A 22,246-nucleotide genomic window follows, 5' to 3' on the forward strand; every position below is an offset into this window, starting at 1 on the left:
CGCAGATCGGCGGGACAGAAACAGGGCGCATGCAGGGCGTATTCGGCGTATTTGTAGGCACGTTCCTCATCGGCCTCCGCGAAGGCCTCGAGGCTTCGCTCATCGTGAGCATCGTCGCCGCCTTCCTCAAGCGCAACGGCCAGACGATCCGGCCGATGTTCGCCGGTGTGGCCTCGGCCGTGGTGCTCAGCGTCGCGGTGGGTGTCGGCCTCGACCTGTTCGCCGCGAGCCTGCCGCAGGTCCAGCAAGAGATGATGGAAACCGTCATCAACGCCATCGCCGTGGTGTTCGTGACGTCGATGATCATTTGGATGAACGGCAACGCCGCGCAGCTCAAGGGCGAACTCGAGCGCGACGCCGGGCGGGCGGTCCATCGTGGCGGCGCGCTGGCGCTGGCCGCGATGGCGTTTCTCGCCGTTCTCAAGGAGGGCTTCGAGACGTCGGTGTTCCTGCTGGCCGCCGCCGAGACGTCGCACGGGAACCGGTGGTTCGCCCTGCTCGGCGGCGCCGCGGGTATCGCGGCGGCGATCGGGCTCGGCGTGGGCCTGTACTTCGGTGGCGTGCGACTCAACCTCGGCCGATTCTTCCGAGTGACCGGGGTGTTCTTGGTGCTGATCGCCGCCGGGCTGGTGGTGGGCGCCCTGCGCACCGCACACGAGGCGGGCTGGGTGAGCATCGGCCAGCAGCAGGTGCTCGACCTGTCCGGGTGGATACCGAGCAATTCCGTCCTGGGCGCGGTGACCGCCGGCGTATCCGGCATCCCCGCCGACCCGCGCCTGATCGAGGTGCTGGGCTGGCTGCTGTATACCGTGCCGGTGCTCATCGTGTTCCTGTGGCCCGCCGGCGTCGCCGCCGCCCCGCGAGCCCGGAGCCGGCTGCTGGCGACCGCCTCGACACTGCTGCTCGTCGCGGCGGCAGGGCTGGCGATCATGGCGCCCGCCGGTGGCTCGTCGCCGAACGCGCGGCCGCGCACCGTCACCGACCGTTCGGGCCACACCTCCGCGGTGTCGATGGGGACCGGGCCGCACGGACGCGAGCTGACCGTGGCCCCCGCGGGCGCCGCGACCGTCCACAGCATCGTGCTCGTCCCGGCGGACCACCAAACCGTGGACGGCTTGCCGGTACAGGTATGGCAGGCTTCCGAGGCCGCCGGTGCCGATGGTGCGCCAGAGGTCACGCTGGATCAGTTGCTGAGCATGACGGGGGGTCGGCTGCCCGTTGGTCTCGGGGTCGGCCGCACTCCAGGGCCGTTTCAGGGTCAATGGTCGACGACCACGGTGTACACGGTGCTCGCCCGGGGTGATGTCGTGGTAAGTGCGCAAGCGACAAGCAACCGCACGGCGATCTTGACCGGCGGCGGGCTGACCGGCGCCAAGACCGTCAGTCTGGGCGGCCTGGCGACCGACTGGTCCACGTCCTGCGCCGAAGACCACTCGACCGCGGCCGAGATCGCCACGAGCGGACGCAATCGCGCGGACCGGCAGCTCTGGAATGTCTGGCTTCCGTTGGCGCTCGGCGGTTTCGCCCTGCTCTGCGGTCTCGGCGCTATAGCCTCGATGCGGCGCCGGCACGCCGGCCACACGAGAGGGAACGATTGATGGTGAAGCGTACCGCGAGGCACCACACCTTTGAGATGCGTTTGGCGGCAACGGCTTTGGTAGCCGGCATGCTGTCGGCTACGACCGGCTGCAGCCACCCGGGCACTAACTCGGGCCCCGCGACGCAACCGAGGCCGGGTGGCACCAGCGCCGTCAAGGTCACCATGACCAACGACGCCGGCAAGGACGGCTGCGCGCTGGACACCGCCACCGTGCCCGCCGGCCCGGTGACCTTCACGGTGGCCAACACGAACGCCCCCGGGATCAGCGAAGTCGAGTTGCTCAGGGACCAGCGGATTATCGGCGAGAAGGAGAACCTTGCGCCGGGCCTGGACCCGGTGTCGTTCACCGTCACGCTGGACGGCGGCGCCTACCAGCTCTATTGCCCGGGGGCGAGCACCGAATACCAGACCCTGACGGTGACAGGTACCGCGCCGGCGACGCCGACGGGCACCGTGGCCAGCATCCTCAGCCAGGGCACCAAGGACTACGCGGCCTACGTCGTCAATCAGATCGCCCAACTCAACGACGGCGTGAAGGTCCTCGACGCCGCGGTGCAGTCGGGCAATCTCGACGCCGCGAAGACGTCCTACGCCAAAGCCCGGTTGTTCTGGGAGCGTTCGGAGTCCACCGTCGAGGGCTTCGTGCTGCCAGGCTATGCGGTCGGTGACAATGCCGGCAGCCTCGACTATCTGATCGACATGCGGGAGTCCACCCCGGTCGACGCCAAGGTCGGGTGGAAGGGTTTCCACGCCATCGAGCGTGACCTGTGGCAGGGCGGGGCGATCACCCCCGCAACGAAGGCGTTCAGCACCGAATTGGTCGGCAACGTCGGCAAATTGAACGGCATCGTCACCACCCTGACGTATAAACCCGAGGACTTGGCCAACGGCGCCAGCGACCTGATCGAAGAGATCCAGAACACCAAGATCACCGGCGAGGAAGAGGCGTTCAGTCACATTGACCTGATGGACTTTTCGGGCAACGTCGAAGGCGCCCAGCAGGCGTACGCGTCGTTGCGCCCGGGCCTGGACAGAATCGACGCCAATCTCGTCAAGCAGATCGATCAGCAGTTTCGCAACGTGCTCGCCACGCTCGACGGGTACCGCGACCCCACCGCCCTGGGCGGCTACCGGACCTACACCCCCGCGCTGAAGGCCAGCGATGCGCCCAAGCTGACCGCGGTCATCCAGCCGCTCCATCAGAGCCTGTCCACCGTCGCCCAAAAAGTCGTCGCGGGCGGCTGATCGTGACCGACGACACCACCGGTTTGGCCGACGACGGCCCGGACGGCATTGGGGCACGGCCGGACTCGGCAGCGGTGTCGCGCCGGCGCGCGCTCGGTGGCGCCATGCTGGCCGGGCTCGGCGGCGCGGCCCTCGGCGCCGTCGGGGGAGGCCTCGCCGGGCACGCGATGACGGCCGGACAGCGCGGCGGCGACGACGACACCGTCGACCTGCGTCGCAGTTACCCGTTCTACGGGCAGACGCACCAGGGCGGAATCGACACCCCACCACAGCGTTACGCCATGTTCATGTCGTTCTCCCTGGCCGCCGGCGCCGGCCGCGCCGAGCTGCAAACCCTGTTGGCGCGATGGTCGGCCGCGGCCGCGATCCTGCAGCACGGGAAGCCGGTCGGTACCGTGCAGCCGCAGGTCGATGTGCAGCCACCCGCCGACACGGGGGAGGCTTACGGGCTGAGCCCGGCCAGCCTGACCGTCACCATCGGCCTGGGCCCGGCACTGTTCGGTGACCGATTCGGACTGGCCGCGCGACGCCCCACCGGATTCACCGACCTGCCACCGCTCAACGGGGATAACCTCGATCCCCGCCTACACGGCGGCGACCTGTCCGTGCAGGCGTGCGCCGACGACCCCCAGGTCTGCTACCACGCCGTGCGCAACTTGGCCCGGCTCGGACGCAACATCGTCTCCCCGTTCTGGGCGGTGCTGGGATTCGGCCGCGCCTCAGCAGGTCCGGGCCAGCACACGCCGCGAAACCTGTTGGGATTCAAAGACGGAACCCGCAATGTCGCCACCGACGCCGAATACCACAAATTCGTCTGGGTCGATAACAGCGACCAGCCCTGGATGAACGGCGGGACCTACCAGGTCGTCCGCAAGATCCGGATGCTGCTCGAAACATGGGACGTCGACCGGATCGGCAACCAGCAGAGGATCTTCGGCCGAACCAAGGACGAAGGCGCACCGCTGAGCGGCAAGGCCGAATTCGATACACCCGACTTCACCGCCAAGGGCACCGACGGCAACCCGCTCATCGATCCGATGTCCCACGTCGGCCTGGCCGCCCGCGAAAACAACGACGGCATCATGATCCGCCGGCGGTCCTACAACTACACGGACGGTCTGGACGCCAACGGCCAACTCAATGCCGGTCTGCTGTTCATCTCCTACCAAAACGATCCGCAAGATTTTATCCGCCTGCAGAACCGCCTGGGCGCCCACGACCTACTCAACGAATACATCCGCCACATCGGATCAGCTATCTTCGCGGTTCCTCCCGCGCCCGCTGAAGGCCACTACATCGGGCAAAGCCTGTTCCGCTGAGCAAACTTCGCCGCGCCGTGGCGGCGCTGAGCGCCGCCGCGTTTCACCCATGTGACGTTTCGTGGCGCGCGGGTAAATCAATCCCACCCGCCGTCACGCATCGGCGCCCGCCAAACACTAACTCCGTGAAACCGCACAATCAGCGAGAAACGGAGAACACCCATGACCGACGCGCTCGTCATCGACGCCGAAGGCCTCGACCGGCTGTCGTGTAACGCCAAGGCCAACCCCGAGAGCGGCAAGAAAACGCTCAAGGCCAAGACGGTGTGTGAGACCGGATTTCGCAACATGACCTACGTCCGCGACCTGGCGCCGATGCTGGTGGGGGAGCCGCCCGCGCTGCTCGGCGACGACTCGGCACCCAACCCCTCCGAAACCGCCCTGGCCGCGCTGGGCTCATGCGTGTCCGTGGGACTGTTGGCCAACGCCACACATCGTGGCGTGACCCTCACCAAAATCGAGGTCGAGATGGAAGGCGACATCGACATCTCCGCGGTGTGGGGCGTGGGGGACACCCCCGAACGAAAGCGCCTCGGGTTCAGCGAGGTCCGTTGCACGGTGAGCCTCGCCGGCGACGCCGACGAAGCCACGCTCAAGGAGATCCACGACAACGCCATCGCGTGGTCGCCGGTCGTGAACACGTTTCGCAACCCGGTGAGCCTCGAATCGACGCTGCGCACCGGATAAGCATCGCGACCTCAAACCATAACCATGGCAAAGACATTGACCAAATCCGACCTTGCCGAGACGATCAGGCTCGCCCGCGTCAAGCACGGACTGAGCTGGGCGAAAATCGCCGAAACCATCGGCAAGGACCCGGCATGGACCGTCGCCGCGCTGCTCGGGCAGCATCCGCTCTCGGCCGGCGACGCCCGGGCGGTGGCGTCGCTCCTCGGCCTCGACGAGGAGGCGGTGGCCGTTCTGCAAATGATGCCGCACCGGGGATCCGATGCGACCATAGCGAAAGATCCGACGATCTACCGGTTCCACGAGGCGCTGGCGGTCTACGGTCCGGCGATCAAAGAACTCATCCATGAAGAATTCGGGGACGGCATCATGAGCGCGATCAACTTTCAGCTCAGCGTGCAGCGCCGTCCGCACCCCCAGGGCGACAGAGTCGTCGTCACATTCGACGGCAAGTTCCTCGATTACGCGTGGCAACACTCCGCCGAGCCGGCGCAGGAGGTGGCGAAATGACGGCGACCCTGGATCCCGCGGCCGGCCGGCTGGATGTCGGCCTGTTGGAAGACATTCGGGCCCACGCCGCGGCATTGGACGGCGGCGAGCACCGGTCCCGCCGCAGCTTCACCGCGCTGGGGGAGGCCGGTCTGCTCGGCATCGGCGCCCCGGCCAACGCCGACGGCCGGCTCCCGGCGATGGCCGAGGTGATCCGGTTGATCTCGGGGACGTGCATGAGCACAGGCTTTTCGCTGTGGGCCCATCGCATGGCGGTCGAGTATTTGCTCACGGCCGCAACACCGTTCGGCGCGGCCGCAGCCGACCGGCTGCTTTCGGGAACCGTGCTGGGAGTCACCGGCATGGCCGCGGCGTTCAAAGAGGCCGCGGGCTGTGGCAGCGTGGAGTTGACCGCCACACCGGTGGCCGGTGGCTACCGGGTGTCCGGCCCGATCAGGTGGGCCAGCAACCTCTATCCCGACTCGACCATGGTGACGGCGGTGCGCACCGATGCCGGCGAGAGATTGATCGTCGCGTTGACGTTGGACACACCCGGGGTGCTCCTGGGTGAGCACTTCGAGCTGTTGGCCATGGGGAGCACGGCCTCGTCGTATCTGAACCTGGACGCCGCTCACGTGCCCGACGGCCAGGTGCTGTCGCGCGACTTCGAAGGCTTTTTGCACGCGGTCCGCCCGACTTTCCTTGTGCTGCAGTCGGCGATGTGTCTGGGACTGGCCAGGGCGGCAATTGAGCAGGCCAGGCTGGGGCTCGGCGGTGTCAACGCGGTGTTCGGCACCGACGTCGACCGCGTCTCCGAGAGGCTCACCGACGCCGAGGCGACGTTGGCCCACTTGGCCGCCGCGGTGGGCGGCCCCCGGTCGCCGGCCAAGAAGAAGCTGCTGTCGCTGAGGCTCACCGCGGCCGAATTATCCAGCGCCAGCACTGATTTGGAGATGCGAACCGCCGGTGGGAAGGGATATGTGAGCCGGACCTCGGTGAGTCGCCGCTACCGGGAGGCCGCGTTCATCCCCGTCCAGTCGCCGTCCGAGGGCCAGCTGCGCTGGGAGTTGGCCCGATGCGCCTGAGCATGGACCGATGGTGACCCCGGTGGCGGTGCCCCCGGAGGGCACCCGACCACCACGGCTGGTCGGCGGGGTTCCGCTGGCCAGCCTGGTGCGCGACTACCACCGCCCCATGGTGAATTTCGCCCGGACCATGGTGGATTCGCCGGCCGTCGCCGAAGAAGCCGTGCAGGAGGCGTGGGTGCAGGTGCTGCAATCGCCGGATTCGTTCCAGGGGCGCTCGTCGGTGAGCACCTGGCTGTTCGGGATTGTCAAGCACACCGCGTCGCGCCACCGGCGCCGGGAATCGCGGATCCGTCATCACGAGATGCTGGCGACCGCGGATGCTGACCCCCTGTCGGGCCGCATGCACCCCGACGGCCACCCCGACGCCGGACACTGGCGCGAGCCGCCGTCGCGGCGCTTTCTGCCGGAAGATCACACGGTCCAAAGCGAACTCGTCGGGTACGTCCGTGCGGCGCTGGACGCCTTGCCCGAGCGGCAACGGCAACTGGTCATCCTGCGCGACATCGTCGGCGCCCCCGCCGACGAGGCGGCCGAGCTCCTCGATCTGACCGCCGAGGCGCAGCGGGCGCTGCTGTACCGCGCCCGCGGAAATCTCCGAAACGAACTGGAAAAGCGGTATCAACGATGACCGTTCACGACAACACCGTCCCCGCCATCGATTGCGTCGACTTCGTCCGCCTGGTCGACGACCTCGTCGACTCCGACCCGCGGCAATGGGGACCGATCGTGGCCAAGCACCTCGACGAATGCCCCCCGTGCCTGGTCTACCTGCAACAGATGCTCGACCTCAAGATCCTGCTCAGCCACGTCTTCGACGGCGAGCGCCTCACCGAGGACCACGTCTCTGGAGTCCTCCACGCGATCAACACCTTACGGAAAGGCGAACACGGATGACCATCAACGCTCCAGCGCAGCCGCTGCCGAGCTCGGCAACGGCGGGCACGGTCACCGCGTTGCCCACCGGCGTCGTCACCACCGACCGCGCGCCCGAGGATCCCTTCGAGCCGCTGACGGTGGGAGCGATGGTGGAGCGGGTAGCGGCCATGGCAGTGGAAAAAGCCGCGCATCCGTGGGCCTTTCTGATGCGCTCCCTGGTCGGTGGCGTGATGGTGGCGTTCGGGGCACTGCTGGCCCTGGTGGTCAGTACCGGCGTCAAGACGCCCGGGGTGGCGAGCCTGTTGATGGGCCTGGCGTTCGGCATGTCCTTCGTCCTCATCCTGGTGTCGGGCATGTCGCTGATCACCGCGGACATGGCCGCCGGTTTCCTCGCCGTGCTCAAACGCACGCTCAGCGTCGGTAACTACGCCCTCCTGGTGACCGTCGGACTCGTCGGAAACATCGCCGGCGCACTGGTATTCGTCACCATTTGCGCCGCGGCCGGCGGTCCCTACCTGGGCGCCTTTGCCGAGCGCGCCGCGACCGTCGGTACCCTCAAGGCGGGCCAGCCCTTCTGGACCGCGCTCCTGCTCGCCGTCGTCTGCACGTGGTTCCTGCAGACCTCGATGTGCATGTTCTTCAAGGCCCGCAGCGACGTCGCGAGGATGACGTTCGCGTTCTATGGCCCGTTCGCATTCGTGATCGGCGGCACCCAGCACGTGATCGCCAATGTCGGATTCCTCGGTCTTCCGTTGTTGCTCAACCTCTTCCATCCGACCGCGCCCCGCGGCGCGATCGGCTGGGGATTCGGTGCGCACGGCTTGCTCACCAACATCGGCATCACCACCGTCGGCAACCTCATCGGGGGAACGGTTTTCGTGGCGCTGCCGTTCTGGATCATCGCGCGGCTGCAGCACCGCCAGATCTGACTGCCGGGGTCGTCATAGAGCGTTCGCGCGGCGGGCCGTGGGGCGCAACGCCGCGAAGAGCGCCCCGGCGGCGAAGACCACCGCGATCACCCACGGAAACCGCCCGTCTGGGGCGAAGCCCTTGGCGGCGACCACGGCGAGGGCGTAGGCGGTCATCGCGGCGCCGGTGAGCATCACGGGCTCGGCCCGGCGCTCGCTGAGCGGGACACCGAGCAGTGGCAGGGGAGCGGCGAAAATCCTTCGCGCCCACCATAACAGCGCGATCTCGGCTGCCGTCACGACGCTGAGGATGGCCACCCATTCCAGCCGGGCCAGCCACCAGGCGGCGCTTCCTTCCGGGGGTTGCGGCAAGAGTCCGGCCGGATACCCGACGATCGCCACGATCACGACGGGAATCATGTGCCACAGATAGAGGGCCATGATGTTGTTGTTGGCGATGGACAGAGCCCGCTCGACGCGGGCCGCGCGCAGCGCGCGGTTGAGCATGGGCGCGAGCGCCATGACGATGCCCGTTTGCGCGCCACCAAAGGCCATCAGCGCCACGGTAGGCGGTGTCGTGTTGTCGATGGTCTGGCCGGGAACGCCGATCATGCTGACCGGATAGACTCGCAGCCAGATCAACCCCGCCAGCCCCGCCGCCGAGGCACCGGCCAGCAACCAGGGCCTGCGGCCCGTCAATAGCCCACCGCGCCAGGCGATTCCGAGCTGATACAGGGCTCCCCAGCCCAACAGGTAGTTCAGCCAGTCGAGGTAGTGCACGTGAGTGCTGAGCCTGGCGGCATCGACGACCGCGACCCCCAACACGAGCGCCGCGGGCGCCCGAAGGCCCCAACGGCGGTGTGCGGCAATCCCAACCGGCGTCAGCGACACCACCACCAGATACACCGCCAGGAACCAGAGGTGCATCGCCACCGCCCAGCCGGCGTACTCGAGCACCGAGCCCGCGACACCGCACGCGTCCAGCACAACCACCGCCACCGACACCAACGCGGTGTACGCCGCGGTCGGCCCGAGCACCCGGGCCAGCCTGTGCTGCAACCAGGTCTGGCGCGAGACTCCGCCGGTGTCGCGCCGATGCGTCCACGACACCGCGCCGGCGTAACCCGCCACCAAAAAGAACGTCGGAACCGCTTGGAACGGCCAGGTCAGCCACTGGGTCCAGGGCATGTCGACGAGCGGGTTCTGCCGGCCGAACTGTCCGTCGTGGTAGGTCACCGACCCGGCCAGCCAGTGTCCCAGCACGATCAGCACCACTCCGGATACGCGGTAATAGTCGACCGCCAGATCGCGGGCCGGGCGCGGGCTGTTTGCGCCGCCCATCAGATCGGGGGAAGCTCGACGCGGGACACAGCGCCACGGTACCGTCCAGCGCTCAGCGAGGCCTCGCTGAACCACGTCAAGAAGAGGAGAAGGGCCATGAAACAGGCTCAACTCGGTGAGCTGCGGGTCGGGCGCCTGGGACTGGGCGCGATGGGAATGTCGGTCGCCTATGCCGGCGCCGGCAGCGACGACGCCGAATCGATCCGCACCGTCCATCGCGCCATCGACCTGGGTGTCACCCTGATCGACACCGCTGAGGTTTACGGCCCTTACGTCAACGAGGAACTTCTGGCGCGTGCCCTGCGGGGCCGTCGCGATCAGGTGGTGGTGGCAACCAAGTTCGGTCTCATCTCGCATACCGGCCGTGACGGGCTCGACAGCAGCCCCGCCAATATCCGCCTGGCCGTGGACGGTTCGCTGCGGCGGCTGGAAACCGATTACATCGATCTGTACTACCAGCATCGCCTCGACCGCCAGACCCCGATCGAAGAAACGATGTCCGCGCTGGCCGAGCTGGTTTCCGAAGGGAAGATCCGGCACATCGGCCTTTCCGAAGTCGGCGTCGACACCATCCGCCGCGCGCACGCGGTGCATCCCGTCACGGCCGTCCAATCGGAGTATTCGCTGTGGACGCGCGACCAAGAACCGGCGATCTTGCCGTTGCTGCGCGAGCTGGGCATCGGTTTCGTCGCCTACTCACCGCTGGGCCGCGGCTTCCTCACCGGTACGGTCCGCTCCACCGAGGAGCTCCCCGACAGCGACTACCGCAAGACCAATCCGCGGTTCTTCGACGAGAACTTCCAGCACAACCTGCGATGCGCGGACGAAGTGCGCGAGATCGGCGCTGACGTCGGCGCCACGGCGGCCCAGGTCGCATTGGCGTGGCTGCTCGCGAAAGGGCCCGACATCGTGCCCATCCCGGGCACCAAACGGGTCACCCGCCTGGAAGAAAACGTCGGGGCCGACGCGCTAGAGCTGACCCCGGACCAACTGGCGCGGCTCGACCGCCTCACCCCACCCGTGGGAGGGCATCACGCCGAGGCGCAAATGGCATGGATAGACCGCTAGTGGCCGACAAGAAGCTGGTGATCGGCGCGAGCGGGTTTCTGGGATCACATGTCACACGGCAACTGGTGGCGGCGGGTGAAGACGTGCGAGTCATGTTGCGCCACACCAGCTCCACCGCGGGCATCGACGATCTCGACGTCGAGCGCTGCTACGGCGACGTGTTCGACGACGCCGCGCTGCGCGCCGCGATGGCGGGCTGCGACGTCGTCTACTACTGCGTCGTCGACGCCAGAATGTGGCTGCGTGATCCGGCGCCGCTGTTCCGCACCAATGTCGAGGGCCTGCGCCATGTTCTGGACGCGGCTCTGGGCGCCGACCTTAAGCGGTTCGTATACACCAGCACCACAGGCTCTTTGGCGATCAGCGACGGCAAGCCGGTCACCGAGGAGGACCCGCACAACTGGGATCAGGGCGGCGCCTACATCGAAGCGCGGGTGGCCGGCGAAGACCTGCTGCTGTCGTACGCGCGGGACAAGGGCCTGCCGGGCGTGGCGATGTGCATCTCCACCACCTACGGGCCGGGCGACTGGGCGCCGACCCCGCACGGTGCGCTGCTCGCCCTGGTCGCCAAGGGCCGTTTTCCGTCCTATTTCGATTACTCGTCCGAAGTGGTGGGCATCGAAGACGCCGCCCGGGCAATGCTTCTCGCCGCCGAGCACGCGCGCGACGGCGAACGCTACATCGTGTCCGACAGGTACATGAGCATCCGGGAGCTGCATGAGATCGCCGCCACCGCCGTCGGAAGGCGATCGCCGCGCATCGGCATCCCGATGTCGGTGCTGCGGGCCGGGGCGCGGGTGAACGACGCGGCGGCTTGGCTGCTGGGCCGCGACCTGCCGTTCGCCTACGCGGGAATCCGGATGGCCGAACTGATGTCGCCGCTGGACCACTCCAAGGCCACCCGCGAACTGGGATGGACGCCCGAACCCGTCGAGGACTCGATCCGTAAGGCCGCCGTCTGGTTTGCGTCGCGCTAGTCGACGCTGGCCAATGCCGCCGTGCCGTACTTCTTTTCGATCAATCCCCAGGGGTCGGCGTAGGGGCCGCGCCCTTCCAGCCGGCGCTGCACCACGAAGACGGCGCGCAGAATCGGCCGCAATAGCGGGCCAAGCAGCCGCAGCACGTTGCGCACAGGGCCCTGCGAGTCGGCGAGCCAGGCCACCGTCTGCTGCCAGTCATGCTCTTGAAACTCGAGCAGCGCCTGCGCTTCGGTGGTGTCGTACCAGCCGGTGAAACTCCAGCCGCGATCGTCGCCCGGGTCGCCGGGCAGGCCGGCCGAGGGGCCGAGCGGGCCCAGCCCCGCCGCGGTCATGAGGTCGTCTTGCAGCCGGTGCTGCAGCATCACATACGTCTCGTTGCCGCCGATGAGCAACACCTTGCCGGAGATGGCCGTTTCGCGGTCGACGCCGTTGGCGAACGCCAGTGCCACGTCGCGCGCATCCACCGCGTGAATGCGGTTATCGCTCGGCATCGACCGCATCAGGACGAGATAGTCACCGTTGATACCGGCCTGGGTGTCCGGCGAGATGACACCCGCGAGCCGGTAGAGCGCGTAGGGCAGGCCACTGGCACGGATCGCCGCCTCGGCAAGCACCTTGTCCTGGCCGTATTGATCGATGGGATTCACCGGGGTATCCGGGGTGATCCGCTCGGGCTGGCGGAAGGGATTCCGCGATCCGTACACCGCTGCGCTGGACGCCATGAGGAACAGCGGTGGGCGGGGGAGCGTGGCGCAGGCGGCCAAGAGATTCTCGGTGCCGCCGACGTTGACGCGCCGGGCCAATGCAGGGTTGCGATACGACGGCGGAGAGACGATGGCGGCCAGGTGGACGACGGCCCCGGGACGGTGGGCCGCGACCAGATCACGCACCGCGTCGGCGTCCAATAGATCGGTGTAGGCGGGGATCAGCGTCCCGGATTGGCCCGCGGCGGCCAGTTCTTTCTCGACGGCCACGGTGTTGTCGTTGCGCAGATCCATCGCGACGACGGTGTGCCCCCGGTCGAGCAGGAGCTGCGTGCAGCGCCTACCGACTTGTCCGAATGCGCCCGTGACCAGAACGGTGTCGACAGCCACGACGCGTCACCGATCCATCAGCCGGCCGGCGATTTTGGCGATCGCCGTGCGGATTCGGGGGGACACGTAAATCGAGAATAGCGGGGTCACGATGTCCTCGCGGAGCCGAGTTAGCTTGGAGCTCTTGATAAGCCAGCGGCCCGCGACGTTTTCATAGGTTTCGTGGTAATGGCCGTAGCCGACCAAGGTTGCCCCGGGCCCGAACCGAACGACGTCTTGCAGCGCCCATATCCCACGCGCCGTCGTTGCCGACGTGAGCTCGATTTCGGGGGTGTGCACCTGGTGCGCGGTGGCCTGGGTGGGTCGGCCCAGGGCCTGGCGGGTAAAGGCGACGAAGTCGTCGGCGCCGGCGATCACCTTGCCGCCCGCTTCGGAGGTGTCACTGACGAAGTCGTCGGCAAAGATCGTTCGCCAGGCCGCCCAATCCTTGGTGTCCAGGTAGCGGCAGTAGCGCGCTTTGAGCTGCTTGATGGACTCGATCGCGGGCAAGCCGTCGGTGACCAGGTTTTCCGCGCGCTCTGTCATTGCGGCTCGATTCTGCCCGTAAGGGCCCCGGCGTGACGTTTCACTGGCGAAGTGTAAACCTGTCAGCCCTTGAAGTAGACGATCTGATGTGTGGTGGCCAGCAGTCCGCCCGCCCGGGTCCACACCTGCGCGCTCTGATCGAAATAGCCGTTTGCGAAGCGGTTGGCGTGGGCGGTGGCCAGCACGAAGTCGTCTCCGACGGCCTCGAGTAGCTGCTGATCGGCGTGAAAGTACGTGGTCAGTGAGATCGTTCCGGACGGGAGGAAGCCGCCGTGACGCAGGAACACCCGCGGGTAGAAGATGTCGCACAGCGCCGCGAGCGCCGCGTAGTCGACCGGGCGGCGCGCGCGGTCGCGCACCCACAGCGTGGTGGTCGAAGAGGGGCTGGGGTCCCCGCCTTTGCCGGGCATCGCCCCCTCGACGTAGCGCGTGTCGTAGAGGCCGGTCCATCGCACGAGGCCCGGATCGACGGCGGACAACTGCTCCGGGGCCGGCGCGCTCGGCGGGTGCGCTTCCGTGTCGGCCCAGCTCTCGCGCCGGATCGCGAAGATCGCGGTCGCCGTGGTCTTGACCACCCCATCCTGGCTGAGCTCGACAATCCAATGCTGGTTGGTGCGGTTGGTGCGCGCGGCCCGAAGCGCGATGTCGAAGTCGCCGTCGGCGATCGGTGCGGCGAAGTTGACGGTCAGGGCGAGCGGCTCGCCGATGCGGTCGGGCTGCCCTTCGACGGCGGCCAGCATGACGGCGGCCGTGATCCCGCCGAATGGCCCGACCATGTTGGCCCACTCCGCGTGCGTGCGACCGCGTCGGACGTCCGCGCTGACGGTGTCGAGGCGGACGGCTTCGTCGAAGGGATGTGTGTCGGTCATGTTGGTCGACGGCAGACTACTTGCGGTCGAACTCGCCGCTGGACACGGGGTCGTTGCACCCGACCGGCGATTCACCTCCCCTGATACGGTCCGGCGAGCGACAGCCTGAACGAAAGCGAACCGCGATGACCAACTCCAAGCACGACGCCGCGGCCAAATCTCCCGCCTCGTTGATCGATGCCAGGATCGAGGAACTGGGGGATTGGCGCGGCGAGACGCTCGCCCGGATCCGGCAACTGATCAAGGAGGCCGTCCCCGACGTAATTGAAGAGTGGAAGTGGCGTGGCGTTCCGGTGTGGTATCACGACGGGATGATCTGCACTGGCGAGACGTACAAGAACGTCGTGAAGATGACGTTTGCGAAGGGGGCGTCGCTGCAGGATCCCGCGGGTCTGTTCAATTCGAGCCTCGACGGCAACACCAGACGCGCAATCGATTTCCACGAGGGCGACACGATCGACGAGAACGCGTTGACGGCGCTCATTCGGGCCGCGGTCGACCTGAACAGGTCGTAGGGCGCCACCTGTACAGCGCCGTCGCCGTTGCTGTACAGTCGCCCAGCACAAGGACGACGGTCGAGTGAGAGGCCAGCCGGTGACTTCCGAGTCGGTCGAGGAATTTCGGCGCCGGGCCAGGGCCTGGCTCGCCGCGAACATGCCGCGACTCGATCCGGCCGAGGCGGTGTCGCTTCAGCGAGATCAGCTGCCGGCCTGGCACCGGGCCCGCGAATTGCAGAAGCTCCTGTGGGAGGGCGGATTCGCCGGCATCTGTTTCCCGCGTGAGTATGGCGGCCTGGGGCTGAGCTACGAATACAAGAAGGCCTTTGACGCCGAGTCGCTCGGCTATGAGACGCCGCTTCTGCTCAACGTCCCGTCCTTCGCCATCTGCTGCGCCACGATCCTCGATATGGGCAGCGAGGAGCAAAAGCAAACCCACATCCCGGCCGCGCTGCGCGGCGACGAGGTACTGGTGCAGCTGCTCTCGGAGCCCAGCGGGGGATCGGACCTGGCGGGCGTCATCACCCGCGCCGAACACCGCGACGGCCGGTGGATCATCAACGGCGCCAAGACCTGGAGCACCTGGGCATTCGCCGCCGATTACGGGCTGTGCCTGGCCCGCACCAACTGGGACGTGCCCAAGCACGACGGTCTCACGATGTTCCTGGTGCCGCTTCGGCATCCCGGCATCACGATCAACCGCGTTGAACAGGTCAACGGGTCGATCGAGTTCTGCGAAGAGTTCTTCGACGACGTCGACGTGGGGGATGACGCCGTTGTCGGCGAGCCGGGCAAGGGCTGGGAGGTTGCGTCGCGCCAGCTCTACCACGAGCGCCGCAGCATGGGCGACGGTTCGGAGTACACCAGCGGGCCGGGAATCGCTGAGGCCGAAGATGTTTCGGTCGACCTGCTGGCATTGGTCGACAAGACCGACCAGCACGACAGCGAGCGGGTCCGGGAGATGATCGGTCGGGCCCTGGTTCACCGCACGGTCCACGGCCAGCTCAGCGAGCACGTCTTTCATGCCGTCGCCGGCGGCGCCCTGCCGCCAGCCGCGGGATCGATCATCCGGCTATCCATGGCCGCGGTGCACGACGTGGAAACCGACACCGCCCTTGCCGTGTCCGGGACGTCGGCCGTGGTCGCGGACGACGGTGCACTCCTCGACATCGGGACGCGCTATCTGGGCCGGCAGACCGCCAGCATCGGCGGTGGCACCACCGAGATGGCGCGCAACGTGATCGGCGAGCGGGTGCTGAATTTTCCGCGCGAGCGCGCCGATGACCGGGGCGTGCCGTTCAATCAGGTGCGACGCGGCAAAAGCCTGGGAGGAGAACGGAATTGAGCGACCAGCTTCGTGACATCCGAGAGTTGGCGGGGGACACCGACGCCTACCGCGACGAACTGTACCGACGCTGGACGGGCCTGCTGAGCTACCGCTACATCGGCCGCAAACACTCGTCGATGAATCTCGGCGAGACCGACGACACCGTCACCATCCGCCGCGACATGCGCAACGAGGCGGGCGGAATCATGGTGGCGCCGTTGGCCATTTCCTCCCCGGAGGGTTGTCAGACCGACATGGTCGCCGTGCCCAACCCGGTGATCGCGTCGGTACAGATCGTCGACCCCGGCTACGACGTGACGCGGGTGGAGATCGTCGGGTCTGGCATCGTGCACCAGGGCCGCACCATGGGCTACGGGCGCTGCACGATCGTCGACGCCGATAACCCGCAGCGGGTGATCGCGTTCAATGAGGGGCAGGGAGCGATCATCGGCATCCCGCCCGAAGGCCTGGACAGGATGGATGTTTCGGGCACGGAGCTGGTGATCGAGGACTCTCCGGATCTGCCGCCGCTGTGGCGGGCCTTCGGCGCCAGCCGTCGCGGCGACGGCCATTGGGTCCTGCCCGAGCTCAGCACCGAACTCGCGTCACCGGATGCGGCGTTGCACATCGGACCCCAGCACGTCGTTCTCGAGACCGCCGCAATCGATTTGGCCGCCGAGGTCGCGGGAAGCAGAAAGCTGCAGGTCGTGAGCTGGCACGTGATGTTCATGTCGCGCGGCAAGGTGGGTCCATTCCGGGTCGAGGGCACCGCGCATCCTGGCGGGCCCGGGCGCGTCGGCGTGCGCATGCTGCTGCACGACGAAGGCAACGCCGACAAGGCCGTCACCTCCGCTGCCGCGGTCTTCGACGTCGTCGGCTGAGCCGGGCTTGGCGACCTCCGCTCGGGTGCGCCCCGGGGAAGGGCGATAACCTTCCCGAAGGCGACGCGAAGGAGCGTGATGGTCATGCAGATCTCCATGTTCGGGCAACTCAGCGGATCGGGCGGTCAATCGCCGATCGACGCGACGATCGCCAACCTCGCTATGCTGCGCGACGAGGGCTTCACGCGGGTGTGGATGAGCCAATTGCCCTATGAGCCAGACCTTCTCACGATTCTGGCCATCGCGCTGCACGAGGTCGACACGATCGAGGTGGCCAGCGGTGTGGTGCCGATCCAGAATCTGCATCCGATGCTCATGGCGCAGCGTGCCCTCACGCTGAGCCTCGCCTCGGGTGGCCGGTTCACGCTCGGGCTCGGCATGACCCATCAGGCGGTGACCGAAGGGATGTGGGGCATCCCGTGGGACAAGCCGGTGCGCAGGCTGAACGAGTACCTTGACGGGTTGTTGCCCCTGCTGGCCGGTGAACCCGCCGCCGCCGCGGGGGAGATTGTGACCACCCGCGGTGCCCTGATGATCACCGGGGCGCCGAAGCCCGACGTGTACATCGCGGCCCTGGGCCCGCAGCTGCTCAAGGTCGCCGGGCGGCGCACGTCGGGCACCTGCACCTGGATGACCGGCCCCAAGACGCTGGCCGAACATGTCGGCCCGACGCTGCGGCGGGCGGCCGCCGATGCCGGCCGGGAGGACGAGGTGCGTGTCGCCGCGTCGTTGCCCGTCAGCGTCACCGACGATGTCGACGCCGTCCGCAAGCAGGCGGCCGAACAGTTCGCCATCTACGGCGAGTTGCCGTCGTACCGTGCGATGCTCGACCGCGAGGGCTACGCGGGGCCGCAGGATGCCGCCATCATCGGCGACGAGGACACCGTGCGCGGCCGGCTCGACGAGCTGCGCGCCGCGGGCGTCGACGAGTATGTTGCGGCGGCATTCGATCCGTCACCGGAGGGCCGGGCCCGCACGCGGGCGCTGCTGCGCGCCTACGACTCCTGACCCGGCGTTTGGCTATGGCCATACATTGCCTCCGGAACGTATGGTGCAGAGACGAACTCAGAGGACAGGAGAAGCGCAGTGGCAGAACGGTTGGCGGGAAAGGTCGCCCTCATCAGCGGCGGCGCCCGGGGGATGGGCGCATCGCACGTGCGGTCGCTGGTCGCCGAGGGAGCCAGGGTGGTGTTCGGTGACATCCTCGACGACGAGGGCAAGGCGGTGGCGGCCGAGGTCGGGGACGCGGTCCGCTACCTGCACCTCGACGTGACCAAGCCGCAGGATTGGGACGCGGCGGTGGCGACCGCCCTGGGCGAGTTCGGCCGCATCGACGTGCTGGTCAACAACGCGGGCATCATCAACATCGGCACGCTGGAGGACTACGCGCTCTCGGAGTGGCAGCGCATTATCGACATCAACCTGACGGGGGTGTTTCTCGGCATCCGCGCCGTGGTGAAGCCGATGAAGGAAGCGGGCCGGGGATCGATCATCAACATCTCCTCGATCGAAGGCATGGCCGGCACCATCGCCTGCCACGGCTACACCGCAACCAAATTCGCGGTGCGCGGGCTGACGAAGTCGGCCGCACTGGAACTGGGGCCCAGCGGAATCCGGGTGAACTCCATTCACCCCGGGCTCATCAAGACCCCGATGACCGATTGGGTCCCCGACGACATCTTCCAAACGGCGCTGGGCCGGGCCGCCCAACCCGTGGAGGTCTCCAACCTCGTGGTCTATCTGGCCAGCGACGAGTCCAGCTACTCCACCGGCTCGGAGTTCGTCGTCGACGGCGGCACCACCGCCGGACTGGGGCATAAGGACTTCGCCAACGTGGAGACCGACGCGCAGCCGGACTGGGTCACGTAGGAGTCATCTGCCGCGAAAGCGCAACTGCCGGCGGGATCCCGAGTGGGACCGTCGGCAGGTGCACTCTCGAGCGTCAGGCGTGCGCGGTTACCGATTCGCGTTCTTTGGCGGCGGGTTTGGGCCACGGCGAGGGGACCGGCCGTTGACGCACGTGCTGTGGCCACCAGAACCACTTGCCCAGTAGCGCCGCAATCGATGGTGTCATCAGCGACCGCACGATCAGGGTGTCGAACAGCAGACCCAGCCCGATGGTGGTCCCCACCTGGCCGATGACCGTCAACTCGCTGACGGCCATCGTCATCATCGTGAAGGCGAACACCAGGCCGGCTGAGGTGACCACCGAGCCGGTGCCGCCCATCGAGCGGATGATGCCGGTGTTCAGGCCGGCGTGGATCTCTTCCTTGAACCGCGCGACCAACAGCAGGTTGTAGTCGGCGCCCACGGCCAGCAGGATGATCACCGACATCGCGAGCACCATCCAGTGCAGTTCGATGCCGATGAGGTGCTGCCAGATCAGCACCGACAGTCCGAAGGACGCGCCCAGCGACAGCAAGACCGTCCCCACGATGACCGCCGAGGCCACCACACCGCGCGTGATGAGCAGCATGATGATGAAAATCAGGCACAGCGAAGCGATTCCGGCGATCAACAGGTCGTAGGTGTTGCCGTCGCTGAGGTCCTTGTAGATCGACGCGGTGCCGGCGAGGTAGATCTTGGAGCCCTCCAGCGGCGTGCCCTTGAGCGCCTCGTAGGCGGCCTTCTTGATCGCCCCGATGTGCGAAATGCCTTCCTGCGACATCGGATCGCCGTCATGGCTGATGATGAAGCGCACGGCGTGCCCGTCGGGGGAGATGAAGTTCTTCATGCCCTTCTTGAACTCTTTGTTGTTGAAGGTCTCCGGGGGCAGGTAGAACGAGTCGTCGTTCTTGGAGGCGTCGAACGCCTTACCCATGGCGCTGGAGTTCTTCTGCGCCTCTTTCTGCTGATCCTGCAGGCCCTTCTGGGTCGAATACATGGTCAGCATGGTCGTTTTCATCGCCTTCATGTTTTCGATCATGGAAGGCATCAGCGCCACCATCTGGGGCATCAGGGTGTCCAGGTGGTCCATGACCGGCAGCAGACTTTCGATGTCGTCGGTCATGGTGTCGATGCCGTCGAGGCCGTCGAACACCGAGCGCAGCGACCAGCACGCCGGGATGTCATAGCAGTGCTTTTCCCAGTAGAAGTAGCTGCGCATCGGCCGGAAGAAGTCCTCGAAATCGGCCATGTGGTCGCGTAATTCGTTGATGTCGATGGTCATGTCGTGCATCTTCCTGACCATGACGTGCATGTCGTTGGCCATCTGCACGGTGATGCTGGACATCTTTTCCATGCTGTCGATGGTCGTCTGCATCATGTCGGCCTGGTGCAGCATGTCGGCCATTTGATCTTCTTGGTATTTCTGGCTCATCTGCTGGCTGACGCCCTGCATGCTGATCTGGAAGGGAATCGACGTGTGTTCGATCGGCGTGCCCTGCGGGCGGGTGATCGCCTGCACGCGCCCGATGCCCGGGACCCGGAAGACCGTCTTGGCGATCTTGTCGATCACCAAGAAGTCCGCCGAATTCCGCAGATCGTGGTCGCTTTCGATCATCAGCACCTCGGGGTTCATCCGCGCCTGCGAGAAGTGGCGATCCGCGGCCGCATACCCCTCGTTGGCCGGCAGGTCCGTCGGTAGGTAGTTGCGGTCGTTGTAGTTGGTCCGGTACCCGGGCAGGGTCAGCAAGCCCACCAACGCCACGCCGATGGTGAGGACCAGGATCGGGCCGGGCCAGCGCACGACGAGCGCACCGACCTTGCGCCACCCGCGAATGCGTTGCGTGCGCTTGGGTTCCAGTGTCTTACCGAAGCGGATTACCACGGAGATGACCGCGGGACCCAGCGTCAACGCCGCCGCGACGACGACCACCATGCCGATCGCCAGTGGGATACCCAGCGTCTGGAAGTAGGGCAGGTTGGTGAAGTGCAGGCAGAAGGTGGCGCCGGCGATGGTCAAGCCCGACCCGAGCACCACGTGCGCGGTGCCCTTGTACATCGTGTAGTACGCATCTACTCGGGACTCGCCGATAGAGCGGGCTTCCTGATATCGGCCGATCAAGAAGATCGCGTAGTCGGTGGCGGCCGCGATACCCAAGGTGACCAACAGGTTGGTGGCGAACGTCGAGAGCCCGATGAGCTGGAAATAGCCTAGGAACGCGACCATTCCGCGTGCGGCCGACAGCTCGAGCACCACCATCACCAGCGTGAGCAGCACCGTAATGACGGAGCGATAGACCAACAGCAGCATCGCGATGATGACGGTGAACGTGGCCGCCGTGATGAGCTGCATGCTGCGGTCGCCGGCCTCGTGCTGGTCCGCCGACAACGCCGCGGGACCGGTGACGTAGGCCTTCACCCCTTTGGGTGGGGTCACACTCTTGACGATGTGTTGGACGGATTCCACCGACTCGTTGGCCAAGGCCTCGCCCTGGTTACCGGCGAGGTAGACCTGGACGTAGGCGGCCTTGCCGTCGTTGCTCTGCGCGCCCGCTCCGGTGAGTGGATCGCTCCACATATCCTGTACGTGCTCAACGTGTTTGGTGTCGGCGTCGAGCTTCTTGACGATGTCGTCGTAGTAGGCGTGCGCGTCCGCGCCCAGCGGATTCTGGCCCTCGAGGACGATCATCACCGAGCTGTTGGACTTGTACTCGTTGAACACCGCGCCCATGCGCTTGGTCGCGACGACCGACTGCGCGTCATCCGGTGCCATCGACACCGAGCGCATCTTGCCGACCTCCTCCAGCTGGGGGACGGAGACGTTGAGCACCGCGATGATCGCGATCCAGCCGAGAATGATCGGTACGGCGAACGTCCGGATGAGCCGGGGGATCTTGTCCCGAACGGGTTCGTCGACAACGGGGATGGTGTCGGTGCGGGCGTCGTTGAACGTTGTGCTCATGCGGATTTCACCATGCAGAAGGTCAGGGCGTGTACGCCGTGGGTGAGGTTCTCGTCCTTGACTTCGTCATCGATGGTGATGCGGCAACCGAGGGAGTTGCCGTCGCTTTGTGCCGAGAGGTTCGGGAACACCGACGGGGCGGTGGTGCTCAGGACCAGCGTCCACGGCAGCGGCGCGCCGTCGATCCGCTTCGGGTCGGCGGACAGATCCAGGTAGTTCACGTTGGCTTGGGCGGCCGAGCCGAAGACCTCGTATTTGACGACCTTGGGCTTGAACGGCTTTGACTCATCGAGTCGCGGGCTGGTCATGACGCCCGTGTCGTGCGCGCCGAAGAACGACTTGACCCGAACGACGGCAAATCCGCCGACCAGCACCACCGCCACGATCAACAGCGGCAGCCAGGCGTTGCGCACAAGTCTCGATATCTGCACCTGGGTGATCCCTTCCTCATCACGCGGACGTGACGCGGATCAGCGTTTGCGCGACTGGAGGTCGTGGACAGGTGAGTGCCCACAGTCGCACCGATCAACAACGAACTGCGTGGATTGCTTGGTTCGTGCGCGCAAGACCGTCAAACGCGGTGAAAGTCGCCCATCCCCACTGCCG

The 22,246-nt window shown here is 66.7% G+C and carries 22 protein-coding genes; 16 read left to right on the top strand and 6 right to left on the bottom strand.

The features are described 5' to 3' along the window. Positions 1 to 29 precede the first annotated feature (29 nt). The 9 genes from efeU to W7U_RS07430 all read left to right on the top strand — a co-directional run bounded on the left by efeU (position 30) and on the right by W7U_RS07430 (position 8,233). Positions 30 to 1,598, top strand: a complete 1,569-nt coding sequence (gene efeU / locus W7U_RS07390; RefSeq protein ID WP_008256458.1) for an iron uptake transporter permease EfeU — start codon at positions 30 to 32, stop codon at positions 1,596 to 1,598. A gap of 68 nt (positions 1,599 to 1,666) precedes the next feature. Beyond that, positions 1,667 to 2,845: an iron uptake system protein EfeO gene (gene efeO / locus W7U_RS07395; RefSeq protein WP_170320562.1), complete on the top strand. Its 1,179-nt coding sequence runs from the start codon at positions 1,667 to 1,669 to the stop codon at positions 2,843 to 2,845. Positions 2,846 to 2,847: 2 nt separating this feature from the next. Then, a complete protein-coding gene (efeB, locus tag W7U_RS07400; RefSeq protein ID WP_008256463.1) occupies positions 2,848 to 4,164 on the top strand; it encodes an iron uptake transporter deferrochelatase/peroxidase subunit in 1,317 nt (438 codons plus the stop codon). Positions 4,165 to 4,326: 162 nt separating this feature from the next. Next, positions 4,327 to 4,851, top strand: coding sequence for an OsmC family protein (locus W7U_RS07405; RefSeq protein WP_008256466.1), 525 nt, complete (start codon positions 4,327 to 4,329; stop codon positions 4,849 to 4,851). 24 nt (positions 4,852 to 4,875) lie between these two features. Continuing rightward, complete coding sequence (cynS, locus tag W7U_RS07410; RefSeq protein WP_014711577.1) at positions 4,876 to 5,361, top strand: cyanase; 486 nt, start codon at positions 4,876 to 4,878, stop codon at positions 5,359 to 5,361. Further along, on the top strand, positions 5,358 to 6,425 hold the full coding sequence (locus W7U_RS07415) for an acyl-CoA dehydrogenase family protein (RefSeq protein ID WP_008256472.1): 1,068 nt from the start codon (positions 5,358 to 5,360) through the stop codon (positions 6,423 to 6,425). The genes cynS and W7U_RS07415 overlap by 4 nt, the downstream gene beginning before the upstream one ends. Before the next feature lie 10 nt (positions 6,426 to 6,435). Continuing rightward, entirely contained in the window at positions 6,436 to 7,056 is a 621-nt protein-coding gene (locus W7U_RS07420) for a sigma-70 family RNA polymerase sigma factor (RefSeq protein WP_008256474.1), read from the top strand. Then, the gene (locus W7U_RS07425) at positions 7,053 to 7,322 is read left to right on the top strand and encodes a hypothetical protein (protein ID WP_008256475.1); all 270 of its coding nucleotides are present in this window, start codon (positions 7,053 to 7,055) and stop codon (positions 7,320 to 7,322) included. Before W7U_RS07420 ends, W7U_RS07425 begins: the two co-directional genes overlap by 4 nt. Beyond that, positions 7,319 to 8,233, top strand: coding sequence for a formate/nitrite transporter family protein (locus W7U_RS07430; protein ID WP_008256477.1), 915 nt, complete (start codon positions 7,319 to 7,321; stop codon positions 8,231 to 8,233). Before W7U_RS07425 ends, W7U_RS07430 begins: the two co-directional genes overlap by 4 nt. A 12-nt stretch (positions 8,234 to 8,245) precedes the next feature. On the opposite strand, the gene W7U_RS07435 is transcribed toward W7U_RS07430, so the two are convergent. Continuing rightward, positions 8,246 to 9,553 carry an acyltransferase gene (locus W7U_RS07435; protein WP_008256479.1) on the bottom strand — a complete coding sequence of 436 codons (1,308 nt, stop codon included), beginning with the start codon at positions 9,551 to 9,553 and terminating at the stop codon, positions 8,246 to 8,248. A gap of 96 nt (positions 9,554 to 9,649) precedes the next feature. On the opposite strand from W7U_RS07435, the gene W7U_RS07440 reads away from it, so the two are divergent. Together W7U_RS07440 and W7U_RS07445 are read left to right on the top strand one after the other, a co-directional pair. Then, positions 9,650 to 10,621, top strand: coding sequence for an aldo/keto reductase (locus W7U_RS07440; RefSeq protein ID WP_008256480.1), 972 nt, complete (start codon positions 9,650 to 9,652; stop codon positions 10,619 to 10,621). Next, positions 10,621 to 11,598 (top strand): NAD-dependent epimerase/dehydratase family protein, encoded by a 978-nt coding sequence (locus W7U_RS07445; protein WP_008256482.1) that lies wholly within the window; start codon positions 10,621 to 10,623, stop codon positions 11,596 to 11,598. The genes W7U_RS07440 and W7U_RS07445 overlap by 1 nt, the downstream gene beginning before the upstream one ends. Here the strand turns inward: W7U_RS07445 and W7U_RS07450 are convergent. The 3 genes from W7U_RS07450 to W7U_RS07460 form a co-directional block, all read right to left on the bottom strand. Then, positions 11,595 to 12,695 carry an NAD(P)-dependent oxidoreductase gene (locus tag W7U_RS07450; RefSeq protein WP_008256485.1) on the bottom strand — a complete coding sequence of 367 codons (1,101 nt, stop codon included), beginning with the start codon at positions 12,693 to 12,695 and terminating at the stop codon, positions 11,595 to 11,597. The genes W7U_RS07445 and W7U_RS07450 overlap by 4 nt on opposite strands. Before the next feature lie 6 nt (positions 12,696 to 12,701). Then, positions 12,702 to 13,220 carry a nuclear transport factor 2 family protein gene (locus tag W7U_RS07455; protein ID WP_008256487.1) on the bottom strand — a complete coding sequence of 173 codons (519 nt, stop codon included), beginning with the start codon at positions 13,218 to 13,220 and terminating at the stop codon, positions 12,702 to 12,704. 62 nt (positions 13,221 to 13,282) lie between these two features. Next, positions 13,283 to 14,089, bottom strand: a complete 807-nt coding sequence (locus W7U_RS07460) for a thioesterase family protein (RefSeq protein WP_008256489.1) — start codon at positions 14,087 to 14,089, stop codon at positions 13,283 to 13,285. A 125-nt stretch (positions 14,090 to 14,214) separates the two neighbouring features. Between W7U_RS07460 and W7U_RS07465 the strand changes: the two genes are divergently transcribed. From W7U_RS07465 to W7U_RS07485, 5 genes are all read left to right on the top strand, one after another. Further along, positions 14,215 to 14,604 (top strand): DUF1801 domain-containing protein, encoded by a 390-nt coding sequence (locus W7U_RS07465; protein ID WP_008256496.1) that lies wholly within the window; start codon positions 14,215 to 14,217, stop codon positions 14,602 to 14,604. 79 nt (positions 14,605 to 14,683) lie between these two features. After that, positions 14,684 to 15,931: an acyl-CoA dehydrogenase family protein gene (locus W7U_RS07470; protein WP_008256505.1), complete on the top strand. Its 1,248-nt coding sequence runs from the start codon at positions 14,684 to 14,686 to the stop codon at positions 15,929 to 15,931. Further along, positions 15,928 to 16,794 carry a hypothetical protein gene (locus W7U_RS07475; protein WP_008256507.1) on the top strand — a complete coding sequence of 289 codons (867 nt, stop codon included), beginning with the start codon at positions 15,928 to 15,930 and terminating at the stop codon, positions 16,792 to 16,794. Before W7U_RS07470 ends, W7U_RS07475 begins: the two co-directional genes overlap by 4 nt. Before the next feature lie 78 nt (positions 16,795 to 16,872). Next, positions 16,873 to 17,802 carry a TIGR03564 family F420-dependent LLM class oxidoreductase gene (locus tag W7U_RS07480; RefSeq protein WP_008256508.1) on the top strand — a complete coding sequence of 310 codons (930 nt, stop codon included), beginning with the start codon at positions 16,873 to 16,875 and terminating at the stop codon, positions 17,800 to 17,802. Between the two features lie 78 nt (positions 17,803 to 17,880). Continuing rightward, the gene (locus W7U_RS07485) at positions 17,881 to 18,663 is read left to right on the top strand and encodes an SDR family oxidoreductase (protein ID WP_008256510.1); all 783 of its coding nucleotides are present in this window, start codon (positions 17,881 to 17,883) and stop codon (positions 18,661 to 18,663) included. A gap of 73 nt (positions 18,664 to 18,736) precedes the next feature. On the opposite strand, the gene W7U_RS07490 is transcribed toward W7U_RS07485, so the two are convergent. Together W7U_RS07490 and W7U_RS07495 are read right to left on the bottom strand one after the other, a co-directional pair. Further along, positions 18,737 to 21,640, bottom strand: coding sequence for an MMPL family transporter (locus W7U_RS07490; protein WP_008256513.1), 2,904 nt, complete (start codon positions 21,638 to 21,640; stop codon positions 18,737 to 18,739). After that, complete coding sequence (locus W7U_RS07495; protein WP_269147570.1) at positions 21,637 to 22,071, bottom strand: MmpS family transport accessory protein; 435 nt, start codon at positions 22,069 to 22,071, stop codon at positions 21,637 to 21,639. Before W7U_RS07495 ends, W7U_RS07490 begins: the two co-directional genes overlap by 4 nt. Positions 22,072 to 22,246 lie beyond the last annotated feature (175 nt).

It is taken from the genome of Mycobacterium sp. H4Y, assembly GCF_000364405.1.
Lineage (GTDB): Bacteria > Actinomycetota > Actinomycetes > Mycobacteriales > Mycobacteriaceae > Mycobacterium > Mycobacterium intracellulare.